Source organism: Streptomyces sp. NPDC054887 (assembly GCF_053610585.1).
Map to the genome: position 1 here is coordinate 78718 of NZ_JBSGYQ010000002.1, position 20681 is coordinate 99398.

General features: G+C 72.3%; 14 protein-coding genes. 10 read left to right on the plus strand and 4 right to left on the minus strand.

The window, feature by feature from the left end; genetic code table 11:
- Positions 1 to 298 precede the first annotated feature (298 nt).
- Positions 299 to 2461, minus strand: a complete 2163-nt coding sequence (locus ACWGH0_RS01810) for a RecQ family ATP-dependent DNA helicase (RefSeq protein ID WP_453402125.1) — start codon at positions 2459 to 2461, stop codon at positions 299 to 301.
- Positions 2462 to 2572: 111 nt separating this feature from the next.
- On the opposite strand from ACWGH0_RS01810, the gene ACWGH0_RS01815 reads away from it, so the two are divergent.
- The 7 genes from ACWGH0_RS01815 (at position 2573) to ACWGH0_RS01845 (ending at position 12708) form a co-directional block, all read left to right on the plus strand.
- The gene (locus ACWGH0_RS01815; RefSeq protein WP_453402126.1) at positions 2573 to 3868 is read left to right on the plus strand and encodes a DUF4192 domain-containing protein; all 1296 of its coding nucleotides are present in this window, start codon (positions 2573 to 2575) and stop codon (positions 3866 to 3868) included.
- 105 nt (positions 3869 to 3973) lie between these two features.
- Positions 3974 to 5980 (plus strand): glycogen debranching N-terminal domain-containing protein, encoded by a 2007-nt coding sequence (locus ACWGH0_RS01820; RefSeq protein ID WP_453402127.1) that lies wholly within the window; start codon positions 3974 to 3976, stop codon positions 5978 to 5980.
- Positions 5981 to 6076: 96 nt separating this feature from the next.
- Positions 6077 to 6841, plus strand: coding sequence for an NUDIX hydrolase (locus ACWGH0_RS01825; protein ID WP_453402128.1), 765 nt, complete (start codon positions 6077 to 6079; stop codon positions 6839 to 6841).
- A gap of 162 nt (positions 6842 to 7003) precedes the next feature.
- Positions 7004 to 8758 (plus strand): ATP-binding cassette domain-containing protein, encoded by a 1755-nt coding sequence (locus ACWGH0_RS01830; protein ID WP_453402129.1) that lies wholly within the window; start codon positions 7004 to 7006, stop codon positions 8756 to 8758.
- Between the two features lie 159 nt (positions 8759 to 8917).
- Positions 8918 to 9805: a FadR/GntR family transcriptional regulator gene (locus tag ACWGH0_RS01835; protein ID WP_453402130.1), complete on the plus strand. Its 888-nt coding sequence runs from the start codon at positions 8918 to 8920 to the stop codon at positions 9803 to 9805.
- A 354-nt stretch (positions 9806 to 10159) separates the two neighbouring features.
- Positions 10160 to 11722, plus strand: a complete 1563-nt coding sequence (locus ACWGH0_RS01840; protein WP_453402131.1) for an RNA polymerase sigma factor — start codon at positions 10160 to 10162, stop codon at positions 11720 to 11722.
- A gap of 155 nt (positions 11723 to 11877) precedes the next feature.
- Positions 11878 to 12708, plus strand: coding sequence for a serine protease (locus ACWGH0_RS01845; protein WP_453402132.1), 831 nt, complete (start codon positions 11878 to 11880; stop codon positions 12706 to 12708).
- Positions 12709 to 12815: 107 nt separating this feature from the next.
- On the opposite strand, the gene ACWGH0_RS01850 is transcribed toward ACWGH0_RS01845, so the two are convergent.
- The gene (locus ACWGH0_RS01850) at positions 12816 to 13046 is read right to left on the minus strand and encodes a DUF7455 domain-containing protein (RefSeq protein ID WP_028814168.1); all 231 of its coding nucleotides are present in this window, start codon (positions 13044 to 13046) and stop codon (positions 12816 to 12818) included.
- 433 nt (positions 13047 to 13479) lie between these two features.
- Between ACWGH0_RS01850 and ACWGH0_RS01855 the strand changes: the two genes are divergently transcribed.
- The 3 genes from ACWGH0_RS01855 to ACWGH0_RS01865 all read left to right on the plus strand — a co-directional run bounded on the left by ACWGH0_RS01855 (position 13480) and on the right by ACWGH0_RS01865 (position 17874).
- Positions 13480 to 15600 carry a DNA gyrase/topoisomerase IV subunit B gene (locus ACWGH0_RS01855; RefSeq protein ID WP_453402133.1) on the plus strand — a complete coding sequence of 707 codons (2121 nt, stop codon included), beginning with the start codon at positions 13480 to 13482 and terminating at the stop codon, positions 15598 to 15600.
- A 205-nt stretch (positions 15601 to 15805) separates the two neighbouring features.
- Positions 15806 to 16285 (plus strand): DUF485 domain-containing protein, encoded by a 480-nt coding sequence (locus ACWGH0_RS01860; protein ID WP_453402134.1) that lies wholly within the window; start codon positions 15806 to 15808, stop codon positions 16283 to 16285.
- Entirely contained in the window at positions 16282 to 17874 is a 1593-nt protein-coding gene (locus tag ACWGH0_RS01865; RefSeq protein ID WP_453402135.1) for a solute symporter family protein, read from the plus strand. The genes ACWGH0_RS01860 and ACWGH0_RS01865 overlap by 4 nt, the downstream gene beginning before the upstream one ends.
- A 284-nt stretch (positions 17875 to 18158) precedes the next feature.
- Here the strand turns inward: ACWGH0_RS01865 and ACWGH0_RS01870 are convergent, their stop codons facing one another.
- Both ACWGH0_RS01870 and ACWGH0_RS01875 read right to left on the minus strand, forming a co-directional pair.
- Complete coding sequence (locus ACWGH0_RS01870) at positions 18159 to 18839, minus strand: DUF7342 family protein (protein WP_453402136.1); 681 nt, start codon at positions 18837 to 18839, stop codon at positions 18159 to 18161.
- On the minus strand, positions 18836 to 20566 hold the full coding sequence (locus ACWGH0_RS01875) for a sensor histidine kinase (RefSeq protein ID WP_453402137.1): 1731 nt from the start codon (positions 20564 to 20566) through the stop codon (positions 18836 to 18838). Before ACWGH0_RS01875 ends, ACWGH0_RS01870 begins: the two co-directional genes overlap by 4 nt.
- Positions 20567 to 20681 lie beyond the last annotated feature (115 nt).

A 20681-nucleotide genomic window follows, 5' to 3' on the forward strand; every position in this document is an offset into this window, starting at 1 on the left:
CGCTGCCCCGCGGGGTGTGCGGCAACGAGCAATTGGCGCCGCCGACTGAAATCCACTGGTATGACGTGGATATCCCTGCCCAGTCCGGCCCCTCGCGATGCCTCCCGTCCCGTCCGAACGGCGCGGACCAGGGGAAACACTGCTCTTCACCGCTCTGTACCCGGTTCTGTTCTCGGCCCCCGTGCACCTGCTTCGGCACGTCCACGGATCGAGTTGTCGGCTCCTCGGTCTGCCGCCGTCCTCACAGCCCGGCCGCCCGCAGGAAAGCTGCCGACCCGGCCGCCAGGCCCGCAGCGGATCAGCTCTGCACAGCCAGCACGAGCGGCAGCACCTCCTGCGCGCCCGCGCGGCGCAGCAGGCGCGCCGCCACCGCCAACGTCCAGCCCGTTTCGGTGAAGTCGTCCACCACGAGCACCGGGCCACCGCTTTCCGCCAGTGCCGAAGCCAGGTGCGGCGGCACGGTGAAGGCGCCCTCCAGCGCGCGCAGGCGCTGCGCGCTGTTGCTGCGGTGCGGGGAGACGGCATCGGCCTCCGGCGTGTACTCCAGCGAGCCCAGCAGCGGCATCCTGCCGACTTCGGCGATCCTGGCGCCGAGTGTGCCGATCAGCTCCGGTCTGGTCCGCGAGGCCACGGTGACCACGCCCACCGGTCGGGCGGGAGCCTCCGGATCACCCGAGGCCCAACCGCCCGGCCCCCTGGCCCAGTCGGCCAGCACGCCCACGACCGCCTGTGCCACGGCGTCCGGCACCGGCCCGTCAGAGGCGCCGGGAGACAGCATGGGACGCAGCCGGTTGCCCCAGCCGATGTCCGACAGTCTGCCCAGCGCACGTCCGGGCAGGGCCTGTTCGCCGGCGGGGATGCGGCCCTTGCGGTCGATGCCGACCGCCGCGAGCCCGGTCGGCCACATCCGGCGCGGCTCCACCTCGACGCCCGCGCGGCTCAGTTCGCCGCGTGCGGTGTCGAGCGCCTGCGGGGACAGGTCGGCGGTGAAACGGGGCTTGGTGCAGTTGTCGCAGCGGCCGCACGGGGCGGCGCCCTCGTCGTCCAACTGGCGTTGCAGGAACTCCATCCGGCAGCCGGCCGTCGTGGCGTAGTCCCGCATGGCCTGCTGCTCGGCCTCCCGCTGCCGCGCCACCCAGGCGTACCGCTCGGCGTCGTACGTCCAGGGGCGGCCCGTGGCGGTCCAGCCGCCCTTGACCCGCTTGACCGCGCCGTCGACGTCGAGGACCTTGAGCATCATCTCCAGACGGGAGCGGCGCAGCTCCACCAGAGGTTCCAGCGCGGGCAGCGACAGCGGCTTCTCGGCGCGGGCCAGCACGTCCAGGGTGCGCCGGACCAGTTCCTCGGGCGGGAAGGCGACGGAGGCGAAGTACTGCCAGATCGCCTCGTCCTCCTTGCCCGGCAGCAGCAGCACCTCGGCGTGGTCGACGGCGCGGCCGGCGCGGCCCACCTGCTGGTAGTAGGCGATGGGGGAGGAGGGGGAGCCGAGGTGGACGACGAAGCCGAGGTCGGGTTTGTCGAAGCCCATACCGAGGGCGGAGGTGGCGACGAGGGCCTTGACCCGGTTGGCGAGCAGATCCTCCTCGGCCTGCTGCCGTTCGGCGTTCTCGGTCTTGCCCGTGTACGAGGCGACGGTGTGCCCGCGCTGGCGCAGGAAAGCGGTGACCTCCTCGGCCGCGGCCACGGTCAGGGTGTAGATGATCCCGGACCCCGGAAGGTCGCCGAGGTGGTCGGCGAGCCAGGCCAGCCGGTGAGCGGCGTCGGGCAGGCGCAGCACACCGAGGCTGAGGCTGTCCCGGTTGAGCGGCCCGCGCAGCACCAGGGCGTCCGAGCCGCCGCCCGTGCCCAGTTGCTCCGCCACATCGGCGGTGACGCGCGCGTTCGCCGTGGCCGTGGTGGCGAGGACCGGCACGTCGGGCGGCAGGTCGGCCAGCATGGTGCGCAGCCGGCGGTAGTCGGGACGGAAGTCGTGCCCCCAGTCGGAGATGCAGTGCGCCTCGTCCACCACCAGGAGCCCGGTGGCGGCGGACAGTTTGGGCAACACCTCGTCGCGGAAGTCAGGGTTGTTGAGCCGCTCGGGGCTCACCAGCAGCACATCCACCTCACCAGCGGCGACCTCGGCCTGGACCGTCTCCCACTCCTCGGTGTTGGAGGAGTTGATGGTCCGGGCGCGGATGCCGGCGCGGGCCGCGGCCTCGACCTGGTTGCGCATCAGGGCGAGAAGAGGCGAGACGATCACGGTGGGCCCCGCTCCACGCTGCCGCAGCAGCGCGGTCGCCACGAAGTAGACCGCGGACTTGCCCCAGCCCGTCCGCTGGACGACCAGCGCTCTGCGCTTGTCCGCGACGAGGGCTTCGATGGCCAGCCATTGGTCCTCGCGCAGCCGGGCGCCGCCGGTGGGGTCGCCGACGAGGCGGGCGAGTACGGAATCGGCCGAGGACCTGAGGTCTGCGTTGGTCATGCCCCCATGCAACCTGATGCCTCGGACATTGTGCGAATGCGGCTTCCGGCCTGTGGATAAAGTTATCCACAGGGTTGGCGGAGTCGGCGGTGTCTGCGGGACCGTCGAGCCATGAACAAGCACCACGAACCCACAGGCCCCTCGGACGGCGACCAGATCACCCTCCGCGGCCCCGCGGAACTCGCAGACGCCCTCCCGTACCTCATGGGCTTCCATCCGACCGACAGCGTCGTGATGGTCGCGCTGCACGGAAACCGGGGCCGCTTCGGCGGGCGGCTCAGGCTCGGCATCCCCCGATCCCCGAGGGAATGGCCGTTCGTCTCGGACCAGCTCGCCGACTGCCTGGTCACCGGCAGCGAGCGGCGCAGCGGCCGCCCCGACGGCATCGTCGTCTTCCTCTGCCAGGACCCCACCGGCGAGGAGTCCGGACGCCAGGTCATGGAGCGGCTGCGCCCCTTGGCGCAGCGGCTGCGCACCGCGTGCGGCGCTCTCGACGTGCCCGTGTTCGAGGCGCTGTGCATCTCGGACGGCCGGTACTGGTCCTACTGCTGCCCCGACGAGCGCTGCTGCCCGCCGGAGGGCAACGTACTGGCCATGCCCGGCACCTCGGTCATGGCAGCGGCCGCCGCCTACGCGGGGATCCAGGTTCGCGGATCGCTGCGGGAGATGGAGGCGAGGCTCACGCCGCGCCGGCCCGCCGACCGCGAGCAGGTACGGGCGCTGGACGCCGCAGGGCTCGCACTGGTGCCCCGCATCCTCGGCGGGGTCGAGCGTGAGGAGGTCGGCGCCGAAACCCTGGCGCTGGCCAGGCGGCTCATGAAGCGCCTCGGTGAGAACCGCCCGGGGCCGGTGAACCGGCCCGACGCGGATGCCGGGGACGACGCGCTCATCTCCGACGACGAGGCCGCGGCCGTCATTCTCGGACTGCAGGACCGGGAGATCAGGGACCGGGCCGCGGAATGGATGGAAGGTCCCGACGCCGAGCCCGCGCTGCGGCTCTGGCGGGCGCTCGCCCGGCGGTGCGCCGGGGCGTACGAGACGCACGCCGCCGCCCCGCTGACGCTCGCGGGATGGGTGGCCTGGTCGAGCGGTGACGAACCAGAGGCCAGGGTCGCCCTCGGCCGCGCGCTGCGGTCCGACCCCGAGTACACCTTCGCTCAGCTCCTCCACCAGGCGTGCAACGAGGGCATGGACCCCGAAGCTCTGCGGCGCTGCCTGCGCGCCGAGCGCGCCGAGCGCGAACAACCCCGCTCGCGCGTCGTGCGGACGCGGCCGACGACGCGTTCCCTGCGGCCCCGCGCGGCCGCCAAGCAGAGCACACCGCCCGCCAGGACGCGCCCCGGGACGGCTGCGGCGCGGGGGCGCACGCGCCGGCGGGACGAACAGCGGGGGAGGAGCGAGCGATGACGGCCGTGACCCGCATGCCGACGCGAACGTTCACACGTGTGGCGGTACCGCGAACGCCCCGCGCCCCTTCCGGGGCGACTGTCACGAGCGCAGAGGAGGCACCGTATGACCCTCACCGCACCGTCCCCGGCCGCAGGGGCGCGAACGCTCCCGGGAGGCGGCCTGCCCCCCGCCGAGCTGCCCTCGGTCCACGCCCTGCTGATCTGCGCGGACCTGCCGGGGCTCGTGCTGTCCGCCGAGAGCGGGCAGCTGACCGGCGGCGGACTGGAGGGTTTCTACCAGTCGGGGCGCCGGCTGCTCTCCCGTTGCCACCTGCGGGTCGCCGGGCGTGAACCGGTCCCCGTCCAGGGGAGGCTGCTCTCGGCAGGCCGCGCCCGTTTCGTCGGCGTCGTACGGACGCCCGGCGGCGGCGGACCGGACCCCGAGGTCGTCGTGGAGCGGCTGCGGGACGCCGGGGGCACGGAGCGGATCGTCCTGCGCAGCTCGGCGGCCCGTCCCCTGCGGGTGGGGGTCGAGATCAGACTGGGCACCGATCTGGCCGACCTCGGCGCCGTCGCGGCCGGCCGTCCCGGGCGCGAGCTGCCCGCCGGCGTCCACGCCTCGGGTCTGCGCTGGGCGGCGGCGGGAGCCGAGTCGGTCGTCACCGCGGACCCGCCGCCGCAGGACGCGATCGCCTCCGCCGGCCTGTTGCGCTGGGACATCGAGCTGCTGCCCGGTGCCTCGCGCGCGGTCGTCCTGCGGATCCGTACGGACCGGCGTGTCCGGCCGCCGGCGCGGACCGGGACGGACCCGTTCTCCGAGGCGACGGCGGAAGGAGACGATCCGCGCGTGCGGGAGCTGTTGCGGACCAGCCTCGACGATCTGCGCGCCCTGCTCGTGCGCGACTCCCGCGACCCGGCGGACACCTACCTGGCGGCGGGGGTGCCCTGGCGCTGCGGGCTGGCGCCGGCCGAGGCGCTGTGGGCAGCGCGCATGGCGCTGCCCCTCGGCACCCGGCTCGCCGCGTCCACGCTGCGTACTCTCGCCCGGACACAGATGACGGGCGCCGGGCCCGAACACGGCAGGCTTCCCGGGCCCCTCAGGGACGCCGGACCGCATCTGCCGCCCGGTTGCACGGGCGTGGAGGCGACGCTGGCCTTCCCCGTCGTCCTCGCGGAGGCACGGCGGTGGGGGCTGGCGGAGCAGGACCTGGAAGAGCTGCTGCCGGCCGCCGAGCGCTGTCTGCTCTGGCTGCGCAGAGCCGCAGACGACGACGGCTGCCTGCCGGAACCGTGGCCCGGTGGGCCACGGCGCGGCGAGACCCAGGCCCACGCCCATCGCGCGGCCGTACTCGGCGCCGACCTGCTGGCCGAGTGCGGCAGGCCGGGCGCCGAAGGGTGGCGCGAGTGGGCGGCCATGCTGCGTCGTACGTTCCGGGGAAGTTTCTGGATCGACGACCGGGCGGGCGGCCGGCCGGCGGCGGCCCGCACCGCCGACGGACGGCTCCTCCCGCACCTCGGCGGCGGGACCGCCCACCTCCTGGACACGGGCCTGCTCGGCGGGGGCGGACAGGCACCTGGCCTGCTGGACAAGGTGCAGACCGAGCAGGTGGCCAGGCTGCTGGGCGGGCCGGCCATGGACTCGGGCTGGGGACTGCGCAGTCTCGGCTCCAGGGAGCCCGGCCACAACCCCTTCGGCCATCGCGGCGGAGCGGTGCGCGTCCATGAGACGGCCGTCGCGGTCGCGGGCCTGGCAGCGGCCGGGTACGAGCACGAGGCGACCGCCCTGTTGCGCGGGGCGCTCGACGCGGCCGGAGCGTTCGGCAGCCGGCTGCCGGAGATGTACGCCGGAGAGCAGCGCACCGCCGGCAGCCTGCCCGTGCCGCACCCGGCCGCCTGTCGGCCGGCGGCCGTGGCCGCCGCGGCCGGCGTCCACCTGCTCACCGCCCTCGCGGGCATCCGTCCCGACGTCCCGGCGGGCACGGTGGCGCTGTTCCCGATGCGCGGCGCACCGGTGGGGGCCGTGCAATTCTCGGGCCTGCGCGTGGCGGGGGAGCCCTTCGGCGTTCGGATCAGCAGGCTCGGACTCGGCATGATCGAGGAAGCCGCCGACGCACTCCAGTTGGGAGGCTGAGGCGTGGACGGCGACGGGAGCCGCACGGCGGCCGCTTCAGGGAGCGGCTCCACGAAGAGGACTGTTTATCGTCAGGAAGACGACTATGATCACGGCATGTCGCCCTACGACCCATCGGCTTTCCCTCCCTTCGCAGTCACCGTGGATCTGGTCGTACTCACCGTGCGCCGGCACGCGCTCTGCGCGTTGGTCGTACGCCGTGGCGAGCAGCCCTACCAGGGCCGCTGGGCGCTGCCCGGAGGCTTCGTACGGTCGGAGGAGGACCTCGGGGCGGCGGCGGCACGCGAACTCGCCGAGGAGACGGGTCTGTGCGCGCACGACCCCGGTGCCCCGTCGATCGGGAACGGGGCCCACCTCGAACAGCTCGCCACGTACGGAGACCCGAAACGCGATCCGCGCATGCGCGTGGTGAGCGTGGCCTACCTGGTGCTCGCGCCGGACCTGCCCGCCCCGCGGGCGGGCGGCGACGCGCACAGCGCGCGCTGGGCGCCGGTCGAGGCCCTGCTCGGCCAGGAGGGCGAGTACAACCGTGACGAGGAGCCTCCGGCGCCGCTCGCGTTCGACCACGCCCAGATCCTCGCGGACGGCGTGGAGCGCGCCCGCTCCAAGATCGAGTACTCGTCGCTGGCGACCGCCTTCTGCCCGCCGGAGTTCACGGTCGGTGAGCTGCGACGGGTGTACGAGGCCGTCTGGGGCGTCGCCCTGGACCCCCGCAACTTCCACCGCAAGGTCACCGGCACCCCGGGATTCCTCGTCCCTTCGGGCGGGACCACGACCCGGCAGGGCGGCAGGCCCGCGCAGTTGTTCCGGGCGGGCGGGGCGACGCTGCTCAACCCGCCGATGCTGCGCCCCGAGGTCTGAAGCCGCAGGGCCGAACGGGGGATCGCGAGGGGTCGAAACGGCCCGGCATCAGACCTGTCGCGCCAACGCGCCCCGCGTTGCATAAAAAGTCCGATATGTCGAGTTATCTTGCTGCGGTACCGCCCAGCCGCCGAGCGGTCTCCCCATTCCGCGAGAGAAGCGATGCTCCAGGCCATCGGACTCACCAGCGCCCCCCGCCGAGAACTCCCGCCCGCAGTCGACGACCTCACCTTCGAGGCGCGGCCGGGGCACGTCACGGCCCTCCTCGGCGCCCCCGGGTCCGGCAAGACCACGGCGCTCAGGCTGATGCTCGACCTGGCCCCCGGGCGCGGCGTCACGTACTTCAGGGGCCGCCCCCTCCACCGGATCGCCCACCCCGCACGTGAGGTCGGGGCACTCCTCGGCGACGTCCCGGGCCACCCGGCGCGTACCGTCCGCGGCCAGCTCCGCATGCTCTGCGCCGCGGCGGGCGTGCCCGCCTCCCGCGCCGACGACATGCTCGACCTCGTCGGTCTGGCCGCCCTCGCCGACGAGCGCCTGAGCATGCTCTCGCTCGGCATGGACCGCCGGCTCGGCCTGGCCTCCGCCCTGTTGGGAGACCCGCACACACTCCTCCTCGACCAGCCCGCCGCGGGTCTTTCGCCGCGCGAGCACAGCTGGCTGTTCGGGCTGCTGCGCGGCCACGCCGCCCAGGGCGGGACGGTGCTCTGCACGACGAGCGACCCCAGGGAGGCCGCCCGTACCGCCGACCGGGTCGTCACCATCGACGGCGGCCGGCTCGTCGCGGACCAGGAGGCCGCCGAGTTCGCCAGAACGCGGCTTCGCCCGCGCGTCGTGGTCAGCACGCCGCACGCCGCCCGTCTCGGCGCCCTCGTCACCCGCGAGGCCCGCGCCGCGAGGCGTTCCGTCGAAGTCGTCACCGAGGGCGGCACCCGCCTGTCCGTGTACGGCAGCGACTGCGCCCGGATCGGGGAGACCGCCTTCCGGCACGGCATCCCGGTACACAGGCTGGCCGACGAGACCCGCGACACCGGGCCGCCGCCCACCGGGGAGCGGGAGCCCGCTCCCGCCGGTGCCCGGAGTGCGGAAGGCGCCGGGACCCGGGCGCGCGCGACGCTCCCGCCGCCTCTGCCCCTGCGCCCGGCCCGCAGTCCGCTGCGCCCGCTGCGCTACGAACTGCACCGCCTCCTCGGCACCCGCACGAGCCTCCGGGTCGTCGCCGCCGCCGTGGCCGCCTCCGTGACGATCTCCGTACTGCTGGCCCGTGTCGGCAGCACCCCGCTGTCTGCCCTGCTCGCCGCCTGGCCGGACATCCTGCCCCTGCCGCCCGCCGCGCTCGCCGCGGGACTGCTCGGCGCCATGGCCTTCGGCGAGGAGTTCCGGTATCCCGCCCTGGCCGCCGCGCGGGGCACCGTTCCCCGCCGCGTCGGGCTGCTCCTCGCCAAGCTGGCCGTGTCCGCCGCCATGGCGCTGCTCCTCGCCCTGCTCGTCGTGGTGGTCGACGCGCAGGCCCTGCGGCTGGTGTACGGCGAGGACTTGCTGCGCGTACCGGACAAATGGGCTGCCATGGCCGTCAGTTGGTCCGGTCTGACCGTCGGCTGTGCGTGGGCCGGGCTGCTGGGCGCGGCCGTCTTCCGTGCCACGGCCGCCGGAGTGGCCGCGGTGCTGGCCGTACCGGTGCTGGTGGCGCCGGTCGCACAGCGGGTGGTGGTGGGGCCGTCCTTGCATTCGGTGGCCGGACTCCCGGGCCGGCTGCGCGAGGTGGCGTGGCTGCGATGGCCGCACGAGGTCGACGGGTGGGTCGTGACCGCGATGAAGGTCGCGGCCCAACCGGTGGGAGCGGCCCTTGCGTTGTCGCTGTGCGCCCTGCTTTGCGCATATCTGATCACCGGCTTTCGCCGCAGGGCACATTGGTGACGACTCGCTCGGCGAAAGCTGACACCCGCTCACAACTTCCCTGGGTACGCCCGTTTCTTTCCGATAAGTCGTCAATTGCGGGGCGGGCGGCGATCACCCTTTCGTGTGCTTTTCACCAAAGACCTCAAGGGTCGTGGAAGTCCCGCCGACAAAGGATCCGTGAGTACCCTTGCGCACACCATGATGACCGCCTCCCGCCCCGCCGATTCCGGCCTCGCCGGGCCGGGTGAACTCGATCGCTACCCCTACGCGGAGGTGCCGGGCGCCGACCGCGTCGGCGTCCCCTCCTGGGAAGGGGCCGACACGGACCTGGGCCGGATGGGCCGCCGCTCGGCGGGCAGCCGGGGCCGCGGGCTCCACGGCCAACTCGTCCAGCAGCTCGGGCAGATGATCGTCTCCGGCGATCTCGGCGCCGACCGTCCGCTCGTCCCCGAGGAGATCGGCCAGCGCTTCGAGGTCTCCCGCACCGTCGTCCGCGAATCCCTGCGCGTGCTCGAGGCCAAGGGCCTCGTCAGCGCCCGCCCCAACGTCGGCACCCGGGTCCGCCCGGTCAGCGACTGGAACCTGCTGGACCCCGACATCATCGAGTGGCGGGCGTTCGGTCCGCAGCGCGACGACCAGCGCCGCGAACTGGGCGAGCTGCGGTGGATGATCGAGCCGCTCGCCGCCCGTCTCGCGGCCGGCCACGGACGCGAGGACCTCCAGCAGCGGCTCGGCGACATGGTCGAGATCATGGGCCACGCCCTCACGCAGGGCGACTCCCTGACGTTCTCCCGCGCCGACGCCGAGTTCCACTCCCTGCTCATCCAGCTCGCCGGCAACCGCATGCTGGAGCACCTCTCCGGCATCGTGTCCGCCGCCCTCCAGGTGTCCGGCGGCCCGATCACGGGCTGTGACCGCCCGACCGAGGCGGCGCTCGTCCACCACTCCCGCACCGTCGACGCGCTCGCCGCGGGCGACGCTCCGGCGGCCGAGGCCGCCATGCGCCAACTGCTCACCGTCCACCCGGAAGTGGAGCGTGTGGTGCCGGCGCCGCGCGAGCACTGACCGCGGACCACGGCCAGGGTGTGCGCCATGCGGCCCGGCTGCGCTGACGAACCTCGTGTCGCCGGATCCCCTGGGGGTCCGGCGACACGATTGTGGGCCCATGTCCCTTCTGTTCTTCCGATTTCACACGGGGTGTGACTCGGGCCACGAAGATTGGGCGTAACACTGTGCGGAACTGTGCGATGACCTAAGAGGTGACAGCCGAAGAGGGAATACAGCCGTCGAAACCGGCGCTGTAGCCAGTCCGAGGTTCAACCTGCGCCGTCGGTACATCCCCAGCCGATGTCGTCGGCCGTGGCCCGCACTCAGGGCGAGGCGGTCGGAAGCCGTTCCCATCGTTCCGAGAGGTTGTTCGTGTCGGCCAGCACATCCCGTACGCTCCCGCCGGAGATCGCCGAGTCCGAGTCTGTGATGGCGCTCATCGAGCGGGGAAAGGCTGATGGGCAGATCGCGGGCGATGACGTGCGCCAGGCATTCTTGGCCGACCAGATCCCGGCGGCCCAGTGGAAGAACGTACTGCGCAGCCTGAACCAGATCCTCGAGGAAGAGGGTGTGACGCTGATGGTCACCGCCGCGGAGTCGCCCAAGCGCCCCCGCAAGAGCGTCGCGGCGAAGAGCCCGGCCAAGCGCACCGCCACGAAGTCCGTCGCGGCGACCGCGGCGCAGCCGGCCACCGCCACGACCGTCGCGGCGACCTCCGCTCCTGCGGCGGAGACCGTGGACGCGGTGGCCGACGACGAGGTGAGCGCCCCGGAGCCGGTGAAGAAGGCCGCGGCGAAGAAGACGGCGGCCAAGAAGACCGTCGCGAAGAAGACCGCGGCGAAGAAGACGGCGGCCAAGAAGACCTCCGCCAAGAAGGACGCCGGCGAGGCCGACGGAGAGGACTCCGCCGAGGAGACCCCCCTCAAGGCGGGCGCCGACGAGGAGGAAGAGGGCGGGGAGAAGGGGTTCGTGCTCTCCGACGAGGACGAGGACGACGCGCCCGCGCAGCAGGTCGCCGTCGCCGGCGCCACCGCCGACCCCGTCAAGGACTACCTCAAGCAGATCGGCAAGGTTCCCCTCCTCAACGCCGAGCAGGAGGTGGAGCTCGCCAAGCGCATCGAGGCGGGCCTGTTCGCCGAGGACAAACTGGCCAACAGCGACAAGCTCGCGCCGAAGCTCAAGCGCGAGCTGGAGATCATCGCCGAGGACGGCCGCCGCGCCAAGAACCACCTGCTGGAGGCCAACCTCCGCCTCGTCGTCTCGCTGGCCAAGCGCTACACCGGCCGCGGCATGCTGTTCCTGGACCTGATCCAGGAGGGCAACCTGGGTCTGATCCGCGCGGTCGAGAAGTTCGACTACACCAAGGGCTACAAGTTCTCCACGTACGCCACCTGGTGGATCCGCCAGGCGATCACCCGCGCGATGGCCGACCAGGCCCGCACCATCCGCATCCCGGTGCACATGGTCGAGGTCATCAACAAGCTGGCCCGCGTCCAGCGCCAGATGCTCCAGGACCTGGGCCGCGAGCCCACCCCGGAGGAGCTGGCCAAGGAACTCGACATGACCCCCGAGAAGGTCATCGAGGTCCAGAAGTACGGCCGCGAGCCCATCTCGCTGCACACCCCGCTCGGCGAGGACGGCGACAGCGAGTTCGGTGACCTCATCGAGGACTCCGAGGCGGTCGTCCCGGCCGACGCCGTCTCCTTCACGCTGCTCCAGGAGCAGCTGCACTCGGTGCTCGACACCCTGTCCGAGCGCGAGGCCGGTGTCGTGTCCATGCGCTTCGGGCTCACCGACGGTCAGCCGAAGACGCTGGACGAGATCGGCAAGGTCTACGGCGTGACGCGTGAGCGCATCCGCCAGATCGAGTCGAAGACGATGTCCAAGCTCCGCCACCCGTCGCGCTCGCAGGTGCTGCGCGACTACCTCGACTAGTCCGCTTCCCGGCCAGGGCACTCTGGTCGTCACCGCTCGGGCCGTGGCCCGGGGTCCCTCGTACGGGGCCCCGGGCCGCGGCCTTTCGCGGGTGCGGCGCGCAGGCGTCCGGCCGAGGCTGGTGCTGCCATAGCTCCACCGAGCCAGGAGGCCGTATGCGTCGCTCTTTCGCCGGATCACTGACAGGGGCGCTGGCCCTGACGGCCATGGCCGTCGCGGCGCCACAGGCATCGGGAGGCGCCGCCGCCCCGGACGGTGTGGTGATCGGGGGCCAGCCGGTGCAGATCTCGCAGTCGCCGTGGGTGGTGGCCCTCTCCAGCCGTGACCGGTTCGGAGGTACGCGAGCGGGTCAATTCTGCGGGGGAGTGCTGGTGGCGCCCGCCAAAGTGCTGACGGCGGCACACTGCGTGAGTTCGGACGTGCTGGGCGTACCGCTCGGCCAGGTGCGGGATCTGCGGGTCATCGCGGGCCGCAACACGCTCAAGGGCGCGGGCGGCAAGGAGATCGCCGTGAGCGGCGTCCAGGTGAACCCGTCCTACGACGCCAAGACGAACGCCGGTGACTTCGCCCTGCTGACGCTTCTGGACCCGCTGCCCGCCGCGGACGTCATCAAGGCCGCGGGGCCGGGCAGCGCGGCGTACACGGCCGGCACCCGAGCCGTGGTCTACGGCTGGGGCGACACGTCGGGCACCGGGTCGTACACCGACGAGCTGCGGGCCGCCCCGGTCAAGGTGATGGACGACAGCGCCTGCGAGCGGGCCTACCCGGGCCGCGCGGAAGGCACCTACCGCCCGGACACCATGCTGTGCGCCGGGGACGAGAACGGGGGGCACGACGCCTGCCAGGGGGACAGTGGCGGGCCCCTGGTGGCCGACGGCCGGCTGATCGGCCTGGTCTCCTGGGGGAGCGGCTGCGGCAGGGCGGAGAGCCCCGGCGTGTACGCGCGCCTGTCGGCGGCCCCTGAAACCTGGGCGGCAAGGGACTGATTACGCTTGCAGCGTACAAGTACGGGCGGCCTTCCCTGATCTCTCAGGGGAGGCCGCCCGTCGGCCGGTCCGGGGACCGGCCCTCGGCTCGTCGTGGTTGCGAGGTGTCAGCGTTCCTCGTCTTCCGGGGACGGCGGCACGGGGGTCAGCCGGTCGGTCTCGTCCTGTATTTCAGCGGCGATCTTCTTGAGTTCCGGCTCGAACTTGCGACCGTGGTGGGCGCAGAAGAGCAGTTCGCCGCCGCTGGCCAGGACGACGCGCAGGTAAGCCTGGGCGCCGCATCGGTCGCATCGGTCAGCGGCCGTCAGGGGGCTCGCGGGGGTCAGAACAGTAGTCACGTCGCCTCTTCTCTAGCTCGACGAGCTGTCGTACCAGGGTCAACATCCAACCAGGCCGAAAACGTTCCCGCTCGTGGCTTTTCCTTGAAAATTCTTCCGAGGTGGCTGTCTGTTGCCGGTTAGCGGCGAAGGAGCCGTATTGCGTCGCTCTACGGTTTCGCGTCGATTAATGGGTGTCTGCCCTCCCGGCTGGCTTGCCGGGTTGTTCATGAGGACGTGCCCGGAGCCTAAATGGTTCATGCCTCGAAGGGAACGTGATGTCCACGTCACTCCAACGAGGGATCGAACGTGCATGCGACTCTGGACTAGCATGAGTTTTCCCCCGGGTGGTGTTACATCGGCTCTACCAGGCCTCGGTACCCTCTGACCGGCGACCCACGCCGGGCCCGTACCCCATCGGGACACATTTGAAATTCAGCGAGGAGCGAACCGCGTGACCGCCGAAACGTCCGTGCCGTCCACTGCGCTTCTGACCGGTGCAGAGCGTGATGGCAGCAACTACACCGCGCGGCACCTTCTCGTCCTGGAGGGCCTGGAGGCCGTCCGCAAGCGACCTGGCATGTACATCGGGTCCACGGACAGCCGCGGCCTCATGCACTGCCTGTGGGAGATCATCGACAACTCCGTCGACGAGGCCCTCGGCGGCTACTGCGACCACATCGAGGTCGTCCTCCACGAGGACGGCTCCGTCGAGGTCCGGGACAACGGCCGGGGCATCCCGGTCGACGTCGAGCCCAAGACGGGCCTGTCCGGCGTCGAGGTCGTGATGACCAAGCTGCACGCCGGCGGAAAGTTCGGCGGCGGCTCGTACGCGGCCTCCGGCGGCCTGCACGGCGTCGGCGCGTCCGTCGTGAACGCCCTGTCCGCCCGCCTGGACGTCGAGGTCGACCGCAACAGCGCGACGCACGCCATCAGCTTCCGGCGCGGTGTCCCCGGCATGTTCACCGAGTCCGGCCCCGACGCCCCCTTCGACCCGGCCAACGGGCTGCGCAAGGGCAAGCGGGTCCCCAAGACGCGCACCGGCACGCGCGTGCGCTACTGGGCCGACCACCAGATCTTCCTCAAGGACGCCAAGCTCAGCCTGGAGACGCTGTACCAGCGCGCCCGCCAGACGGCCTTCCTCGTCCCCGGCCTGACCATCGTCGTCCGTGACGAGCGCGCCACGGACGGTGAGGGCAAGACCGAGGAGGTCTTCCGCTTCGACGGCGGCATCAGCGAGTTCTGCGAGTACCTCGCGCAGGACAAGCCCATCTGCGACGTGCTGCGGCTCAGCGGGCAGGGCACCTTCAAGGAGACCGTGCCCGTTCTCGACGACCGCGGTCACATGACGGCGACCGAGGTCACCCGTGAGCTGGGCGTGGACATCGCGCTGCGCTGGGGGACGGGCTACGACACCACCGTCCGGTCCTTCGTCAACATCATCGCCACCCCCAAGGGCGGCACCCACATCTCCGGTTTCGAGCGCTCCCTCACCAAAACGGTCAACGAGGCCCTGCGGTCGGCCAAGCTGCTGCGCGTCGCCGAGGACGACGTCGTCAAGGACGACGCGATGGAGGGCCTCACGGCGGTCGTCACGGTCCGTCTCGCGGAGCCGCAGTTCGAGGGCCAGACGAAGGAGGTGCTCGGCACGTCGGCGGCCGCGCGCATCGTCGGCAACGTCGTCGCCAAGGAGCTGAAGACGTTCCTGACCTCCACCCGGCGCGACGCGAAGCAGCAGGCGCGCTCGGTGATGGAGAAGGTCGTCGCCGCCGCCCGGACGCGTATCGCGGCCCGCCAGCACAAGGAGGCGCAGCGCCGCAAGACCGCGCTGGAGTCCTCCTCGCTGCCGGCGAAGCTCGCCGACTGCCGCAGCGACGACGTGGAGCGCAGCGAGCTCTTCATCGTCGAGGGAGACTCCGCGCTGGGTACGGCGAAGCTCGCCCGGAACTCCGAGTTCCAGGCGCTGCTGCCCATTCGCGGCAAGATCCTCAACGTGCAGAAGTCGTCCGTCTCGGACATGCTCAAGAACGCCGAGTGCGGCGCCATCATCCAGGTCATAGGAGCGGGGTCCGGGCGGACCTTCGACATCGACGCCGCCCGCTACGGAAAGATCGTCCTCCTCGTCGACGCCGATGTCGACGGCGCGCACATCCGCTGTCTGCTGCTGACGCTCTTCCAGCGCTACATGCGGCCGATGGTGGAGGCGGGACGCGTCTTCGCGGCCGTGCCGCCGCTGCACCGCATCGAGCTGATCCAGCCCAAGAAGGGCCAGGACAAGTACGTCTACACGTACTCGGACAACGAGCTGCGCCAGACGCTGCTGGAGTACCAGCGCAAGAACGTGCGCTACAAGGACTCCATCCAGCGCTACAAGGGCCTCGGCGAGATGGACGCCGATCAGCTGGCGGAGACCACGATGGACCCCCGGCACCGCACGCTCCGCCGTATCAACATCGGTGACCTGGAGTCCTCCGAGCAGGTCTTCGACCTCCTGATGGGCAACGAGGTCGCGCCCCGCAAGGAGTTCATCACCAGCTCGGCCGCCACCCTGGACCGCTCGCGCATCGACGCCTGAGCCCGGCCGCCCCACCGCACCCCACTCCGCGCGGTCCACCCCTACGGGTGGGCCGCGCGGTGTTTCATCTCCCCACATCCACACCCGCCTTCACTTCCCTTCACCTGAAGGGGTGAAGTGCGCGGATGAAGAGTCCGGGATCTTCCTGATCTGTCCATCCTTGGGCACGCGGACGACGCGTCCGCGGACGAAGGAGAGCTGATCGGTGGAGAAGCAGGAAGGGCGCGAGGCCGCAGCCGTGCGGTTCGACGATCCCTGGTACGACGCGCTCGCCTCCGGCTGGGGCGAGCTCGACGGTACGGGCGCACCCGCGCCGGCCACGCCGCCCGCGGGCCCCGGGCCCGGCCCCAGCGCCGCGCAGATCTACCTGGAGGTGCAGCGCAGCGCCGCTTTCCGGGAAGTACGCGGCCGCTACCGGCGGTTCGTCGTCCCCGCCACCCTCGCCTTCTTCTCCTGGTACGTCCTGTACGTCGTCGCGGCGACCACCGCCCACGACCTGATGGCCCGCCCCGTCGCCGGCGCGGTGAACGTCGCGATGGTCGCGGGACTCGGGCAGTTCCTCACCACCTTCCTGCTGACCTGGGCGTACGCGCGTCACGCCCGGCTGCGCAGGGACCGGGCGGCCCTCGACCTCCGCTGGGACACGCAGGAACTGACCCGGGGGATCAGGGGGGCCGAGCGGTGACCGGCGACCACCAGACACTCGCGCTGCTGCTGTTCTGCGCCTTCGTCGCGGCGACGCTGGCGATCACGACGTGGGTCAGCCGCAACCGGCGTGGTTCCGCCGAGGAGTTCTACGCGGGCGGAAGGCTGTTCTCACCCATGGAGAACGGTTTCGCCATCGCCGGCGACTACATGTCCGCCGCCTCCTTCCTCGGCATCTCCGGCCTGATCGCCCTCTTCGGGTACGACGGGATGCTGTACTCCGTCGGGTTCCTCGTCGCCTGGCTCGTCGTGCTGCTCCTCGTCGCCGAACTCGTGCGCAACTGCGGACGGTTCACCCTCGCCGACGTCGTCGCCGCGCGGATGCGCGAGCGGCCCGTGCGCATCGCGGCGGGAACTTCCTCGGTCACCGTGTCCGTTCTCTATCTGGTGGCGCAGATGGTGGGGGCGGGCAGCCTGGTCGCGCTGCTGCTGGGCGGGAGCAGCGAGGCGGCGCGCTCCTGGACGGTCATCGGCGTGGGCGCGCTGATGGTGATCTACGTGTCGTTGGGAGGGATGAGGGCCACCACCTGGATCCAGATCGTCAAGGCGGTGCTGCTGATGGCGGGTACGGTCGCGCTCACCGTGCTCGTACTGGTGCGCTTCCACGGCGACTTCAACCAGTTGCTGCTCTCCGCCGCCGAGCGCAGCGGTCATGGCAAGGACTTCCTGTCGCCCGGTCTGCGGTACGGCGGGGACTGGACCGCGCGCTTCGACTTCATCAGCCTCGGGCTGGCGCTCGTCCTCGGCACGGCCGGTCTGCCGCACATCCTGTCCCGCTTCTACACCGTGCCGACCGCCCGCGCCGCCCGCCGCTCGGTCGTCTGGTCGATCGGCCTCATCGGCAGCTTCTACCTGATGACGATCGTGCTCGGCTTCGGCGCGGCGGCGGTGGTCGGCACCGACGAGGTGCGCGCGTCCAACGCGGCGGGCAACACGGCGGTTCCACTGCTCGCGCTCGACCTGGGCGGCGGCGCGGGCTCCACCGGAGGAACGGTTCTCTTCGCTGTCGTCGCGGCCATCGCGTTCGCCACCATCCTCGCGGTCGTCGCCGGCATCACCCTGGCGTCCTCCGCCTCCGTCGCCCACGACCTGTACGCCTCGCTCAGGCGGCGCCACGCCAAGCAGTACAGCGAGGTCGCGGTGGCCCGCCTCGCGGCGGCCGGGATCGGGGCGGTGGCCATCGCCCTGGGGCTCCTCGCCCGCGACCTGAACGTCGCGTTCCTGGTCGGCCTGGCGTTCGCGGTCGCCGCGTCCGCCAATCTTCCGGTGCTGCTGTACTCGCTGTTCTGGCGGAACTTCACCACGCGCGGCGCGGTCTGGTCGGTGTACGGCGGCCTGATCCCGGCCGTCCTGCTCGTCCTGCTCTCGCCTGTCGTCTCGGGCAGCCCCGAAGCGCTGTTCCCCGGCGCCGACTTCCAGGTCTTCCCGTTGCAGAACCCGGGACTCGTCTCCATCCCGCTGGGCTTCCTCGCCGGCTGGGCGGGCACTGTGCTGTCGGCCGAACCGCCGGACGAGGCCAGGCACGCCGAGACGGAGGTGCGCGCGCTCACCGGCGCTGGCGCGGTCTGACCGCTGCGGGCGCGGTCCGACCGGCGGGATCTGTCCGGCGCGGGCGGGCCGCGGCCGGGGCAGGGGATCCGGCCGGCACGGGCCGACGGCGGTCCAACGGCCGGTCCAGCGGCGAACGGCGGCCCGGTACAACGGCCCACGGCGCGGGGCCTTATTACGGGCCCACGCCCGGCCGCGGCCCAACGGCGACCGGCGGCCGGTCCAACGGCCCATAGCGCGGGGTTTCTCACCGGCCCGCGCCTATGGAACGCCCGGCCGGACCCCGCCGCTTCCCCGGAGCCCTCTCAGCCGCCGCTCGCCGTCCACGCGTAGCGGTGCTCCGGGCGGCCCGTCTCGCCGTACTTGAGGCTGAGGCGTACCCGCCCCGACCGCTCCAGCAGCTTCAGGTAGCGCTGCGCGGTCTGCCGGCTGATGCCCGCGCGTTCCGCGATCTCCTGGGCGGACAGCGGTCCTCCGGCGGCCAGCAGCACCTGCCGGACCAGCTCGGCGGTGGTCGGTGAATGCCCTTTCGGCAGGTCGGGCGAACCGGGCACGGAGAGCGCGCCGAAGATGCGGTCCACCTCGGCCTGTTCGGCCTCGCCGCCCCCGTCGAGGGTCCTGCGCAGCGCGGCGTACGCGTCGAGCTTCGTGCGCAGCCCCGCGAAGTTGAAGGGTTTGACCAGGTACTGGAGGGCTCCCTGCCGCATCGCGGCCTGCACGGTCCCGATGTCGCGCGCCGCCGTCACCATGATCACGTCGGTCTGGAGACCGAGCGTCCGCAGCTCCTGGACGAGCGCCAGCCCGTTCTTGTCCGGCAGGTAGTGGTCCAGGAGCACCAGGTCGACGTGGTGCGCGCGCAGCTGCTCCAGGGCTTCGCCGGCACTGTGCGCGCGGCCGACGACCCGGAAGCCCTCGACCTTGGCGACGTACGCGGCGTTGATCTCCGCCACGCGCACGTCGTCGTCCACCACGAGTACGTCGATCATCTCGCCTCTCCCGCCCCGTCCGGCCCCGCCGCCACCCGTTCACCGCCGCCGCCCGTACCGCCGTCAGCGCCGTCACCGCCGACGGCCCCGTCCGGCCCGGCCTCCGTCAGCGCGTCCGTCAGCGCCTCCGGGAGTACGACGGTGAACTCGGCGCCGCCCCGCGAGCCCGCGCCGACGCGGGCGCTGCCGCCCTGCCGCTCCGCGAGCCGGCGCACCATCGCCAGGCCGAGACCGCGCTTGCCGTGGGCCGGCAGCTCCTTGGTCGACCACCCCTCCGTGAAGATCAGCTCGTGCTGCTCCGCCGGAACACCGGGCCCGCTGTCGGTCACCCGCAGGACGACCGTGCGCCCCCGGGCCCGCAGCTCGACCTCGACGACGGCGTCCTGGGAGCCGGCCGACGCGTCCAGGGCGTTGTCCACCAGGTTGCCCACGACGGTGACCAGCCCGCGCGGGTCCACCAGCCGGTCGGGCAGCAGCGTCGCCCCGGAGAGCCGCAGCGCGACCCCCCGCTCGGCGGCGACCGTGGCCTTGCCGACCAGCAGCGCCGCGAGCATCGGGTCGTGGATCTTCTCGGTGATCTGCTCGGCGGTGGCGCGGTGCACCCCGGCGACCTCGGTCACGAACCGCACCGCCTCCTCGTGCATGCCCAGCTCCAGCAGCCCCAGGAGCGTGTGCATCCGGTTGGCGTGCTCGTGGTCCTGGGCGCGCAGGGCGTCGATCAGACCGCGCGTCGAGTCGAGCTCGCGGCCGAGCCGCTCCAGCTCGGTGCGGTCGCGCAGGGTGGCCACCGCGCCGCCGTCGTCCGTGGGCATCCGGTTGGTGACGAGGACGCGGTGCCCGCGTACGGTCAGCAGGTCGTCGCCGGTCACCCGGCCCGCCAGCACGTCCGCCGTACGCCCCTGGCCCAGCACCTCGTCGAGCGGCCGTCCGGTGGCCTCCGTCCCCAGTCCGAGCAGGCGCTGGGCCTCGTCGTTCATCAGCCGGATCCGGCCCCGGGCGTCCAGGGCGACCACGCCCTCCCGGATGCCGTGCAGCATCGCCTCGCGTTCCGCGAGCAGCGCGGAGATGTCGGAGAACGCCAGGTCGTGGGTCTGCCGCTGAAGTCTCCGGGAGATGAGGTACGCCGCGACCGCGCCCACGGCGAGCGCCCCGCCCGCGTACGCCAGCAGTCCCGGGATGGCCGCGAGCAGCCGGGCGCGGACGCTGTCATACTCGATGCCGACCGACACCGCGCCGACGATCTCGCCGTCCGCGTCGCGCAGCGGGACCTTGCCCCGGGCGGACCGGCCGAGTGTCCCCTCGTCGATCTCCATCACCTCACGGCCCGCGAGGGCCTCGCTCGGGTCGGTGGAGACGATCCTGCCGATCTGACGGGGGTCGGTGTGGGACCAGCGGACGCCTCGATCGTCCATGATCACGACGTACTCGGCGCCCGTGGAGCGCCGGATGCGCTCCGCCTCGGTCTGCGCGGGGCCCGCGGCGGCGGGACGCGACCCGGTCACGGCGTCGGCGAGCTGCGGCCGGGCGGCGGTGGTCTGAGCGATGGCGAGGGCGCGCCGCATCGCCTCCTGGTCGAGCTGAGCGCTGAGCGGGGCCAGGAAGAGGCCGGTGGCGAGCACGGTGACCCCGGTGGCGATCGCCAGCTGCATCAGGAGGACCTGCGAGAACACGCGCTGGGGCCAGCCCAGACGCAGGCGTCTGCCGGAGGTGGTCGGTGCGGCGCTCATGTCTACGAACGGTAGAGCGCCGGGCGGGGCTTTCCGAAATCCCACGCTGCGCCCGGTGGGCCCCGGGGCCGCCCCTATCCTGGGCAGCCCGTCGCCGCACCACGAGAAAGGCCCC

Coding starts and splice junctions, on each gene's coding strand:
- ACWGH0_RS01815 (WP_453402126.1), top strand. CDS start 2,573: ATGAACAAGCACCACGAACCCACAGGCCCCTCGGACGGCGACCAGATC.
- ACWGH0_RS01845 (WP_453402132.1), top strand. CDS start 11,878: ATGCGTCGCTCTTTCGCCGGATCACTGACAGGGGCGCTGGCCCTGACG.
- ACWGH0_RS01810 (WP_453402125.1), bottom strand. CDS start 2,461: ATGACCAACGCAGACCTCAGGTCCTCGGCCGATTCCGTACTCGCCCGC.
- ACWGH0_RS01830 (WP_453402129.1), top strand. CDS start 7,004: ATGCTCCAGGCCATCGGACTCACCAGCGCCCCCCGCCGAGAACTCCCG.
- ACWGH0_RS01875 (WP_453402137.1), bottom strand. CDS start 20,566: ATGAGCGCCGCACCGACCACCTCCGGCAGACGCCTGCGTCTGGGCTGG.
- ACWGH0_RS01825 (WP_453402128.1), top strand. CDS start 6,077: ATGTCGCCCTACGACCCATCGGCTTTCCCTCCCTTCGCAGTCACCGTG.
- ACWGH0_RS01870 (WP_453402136.1), bottom strand. CDS start 18,839: ATGATCGACGTACTCGTGGTGGACGACGACGTGCGCGTGGCGGAGATC.
- ACWGH0_RS01820 (WP_453402127.1), top strand. CDS start 3,974: ATGACCCTCACCGCACCGTCCCCGGCCGCAGGGGCGCGAACGCTCCCG.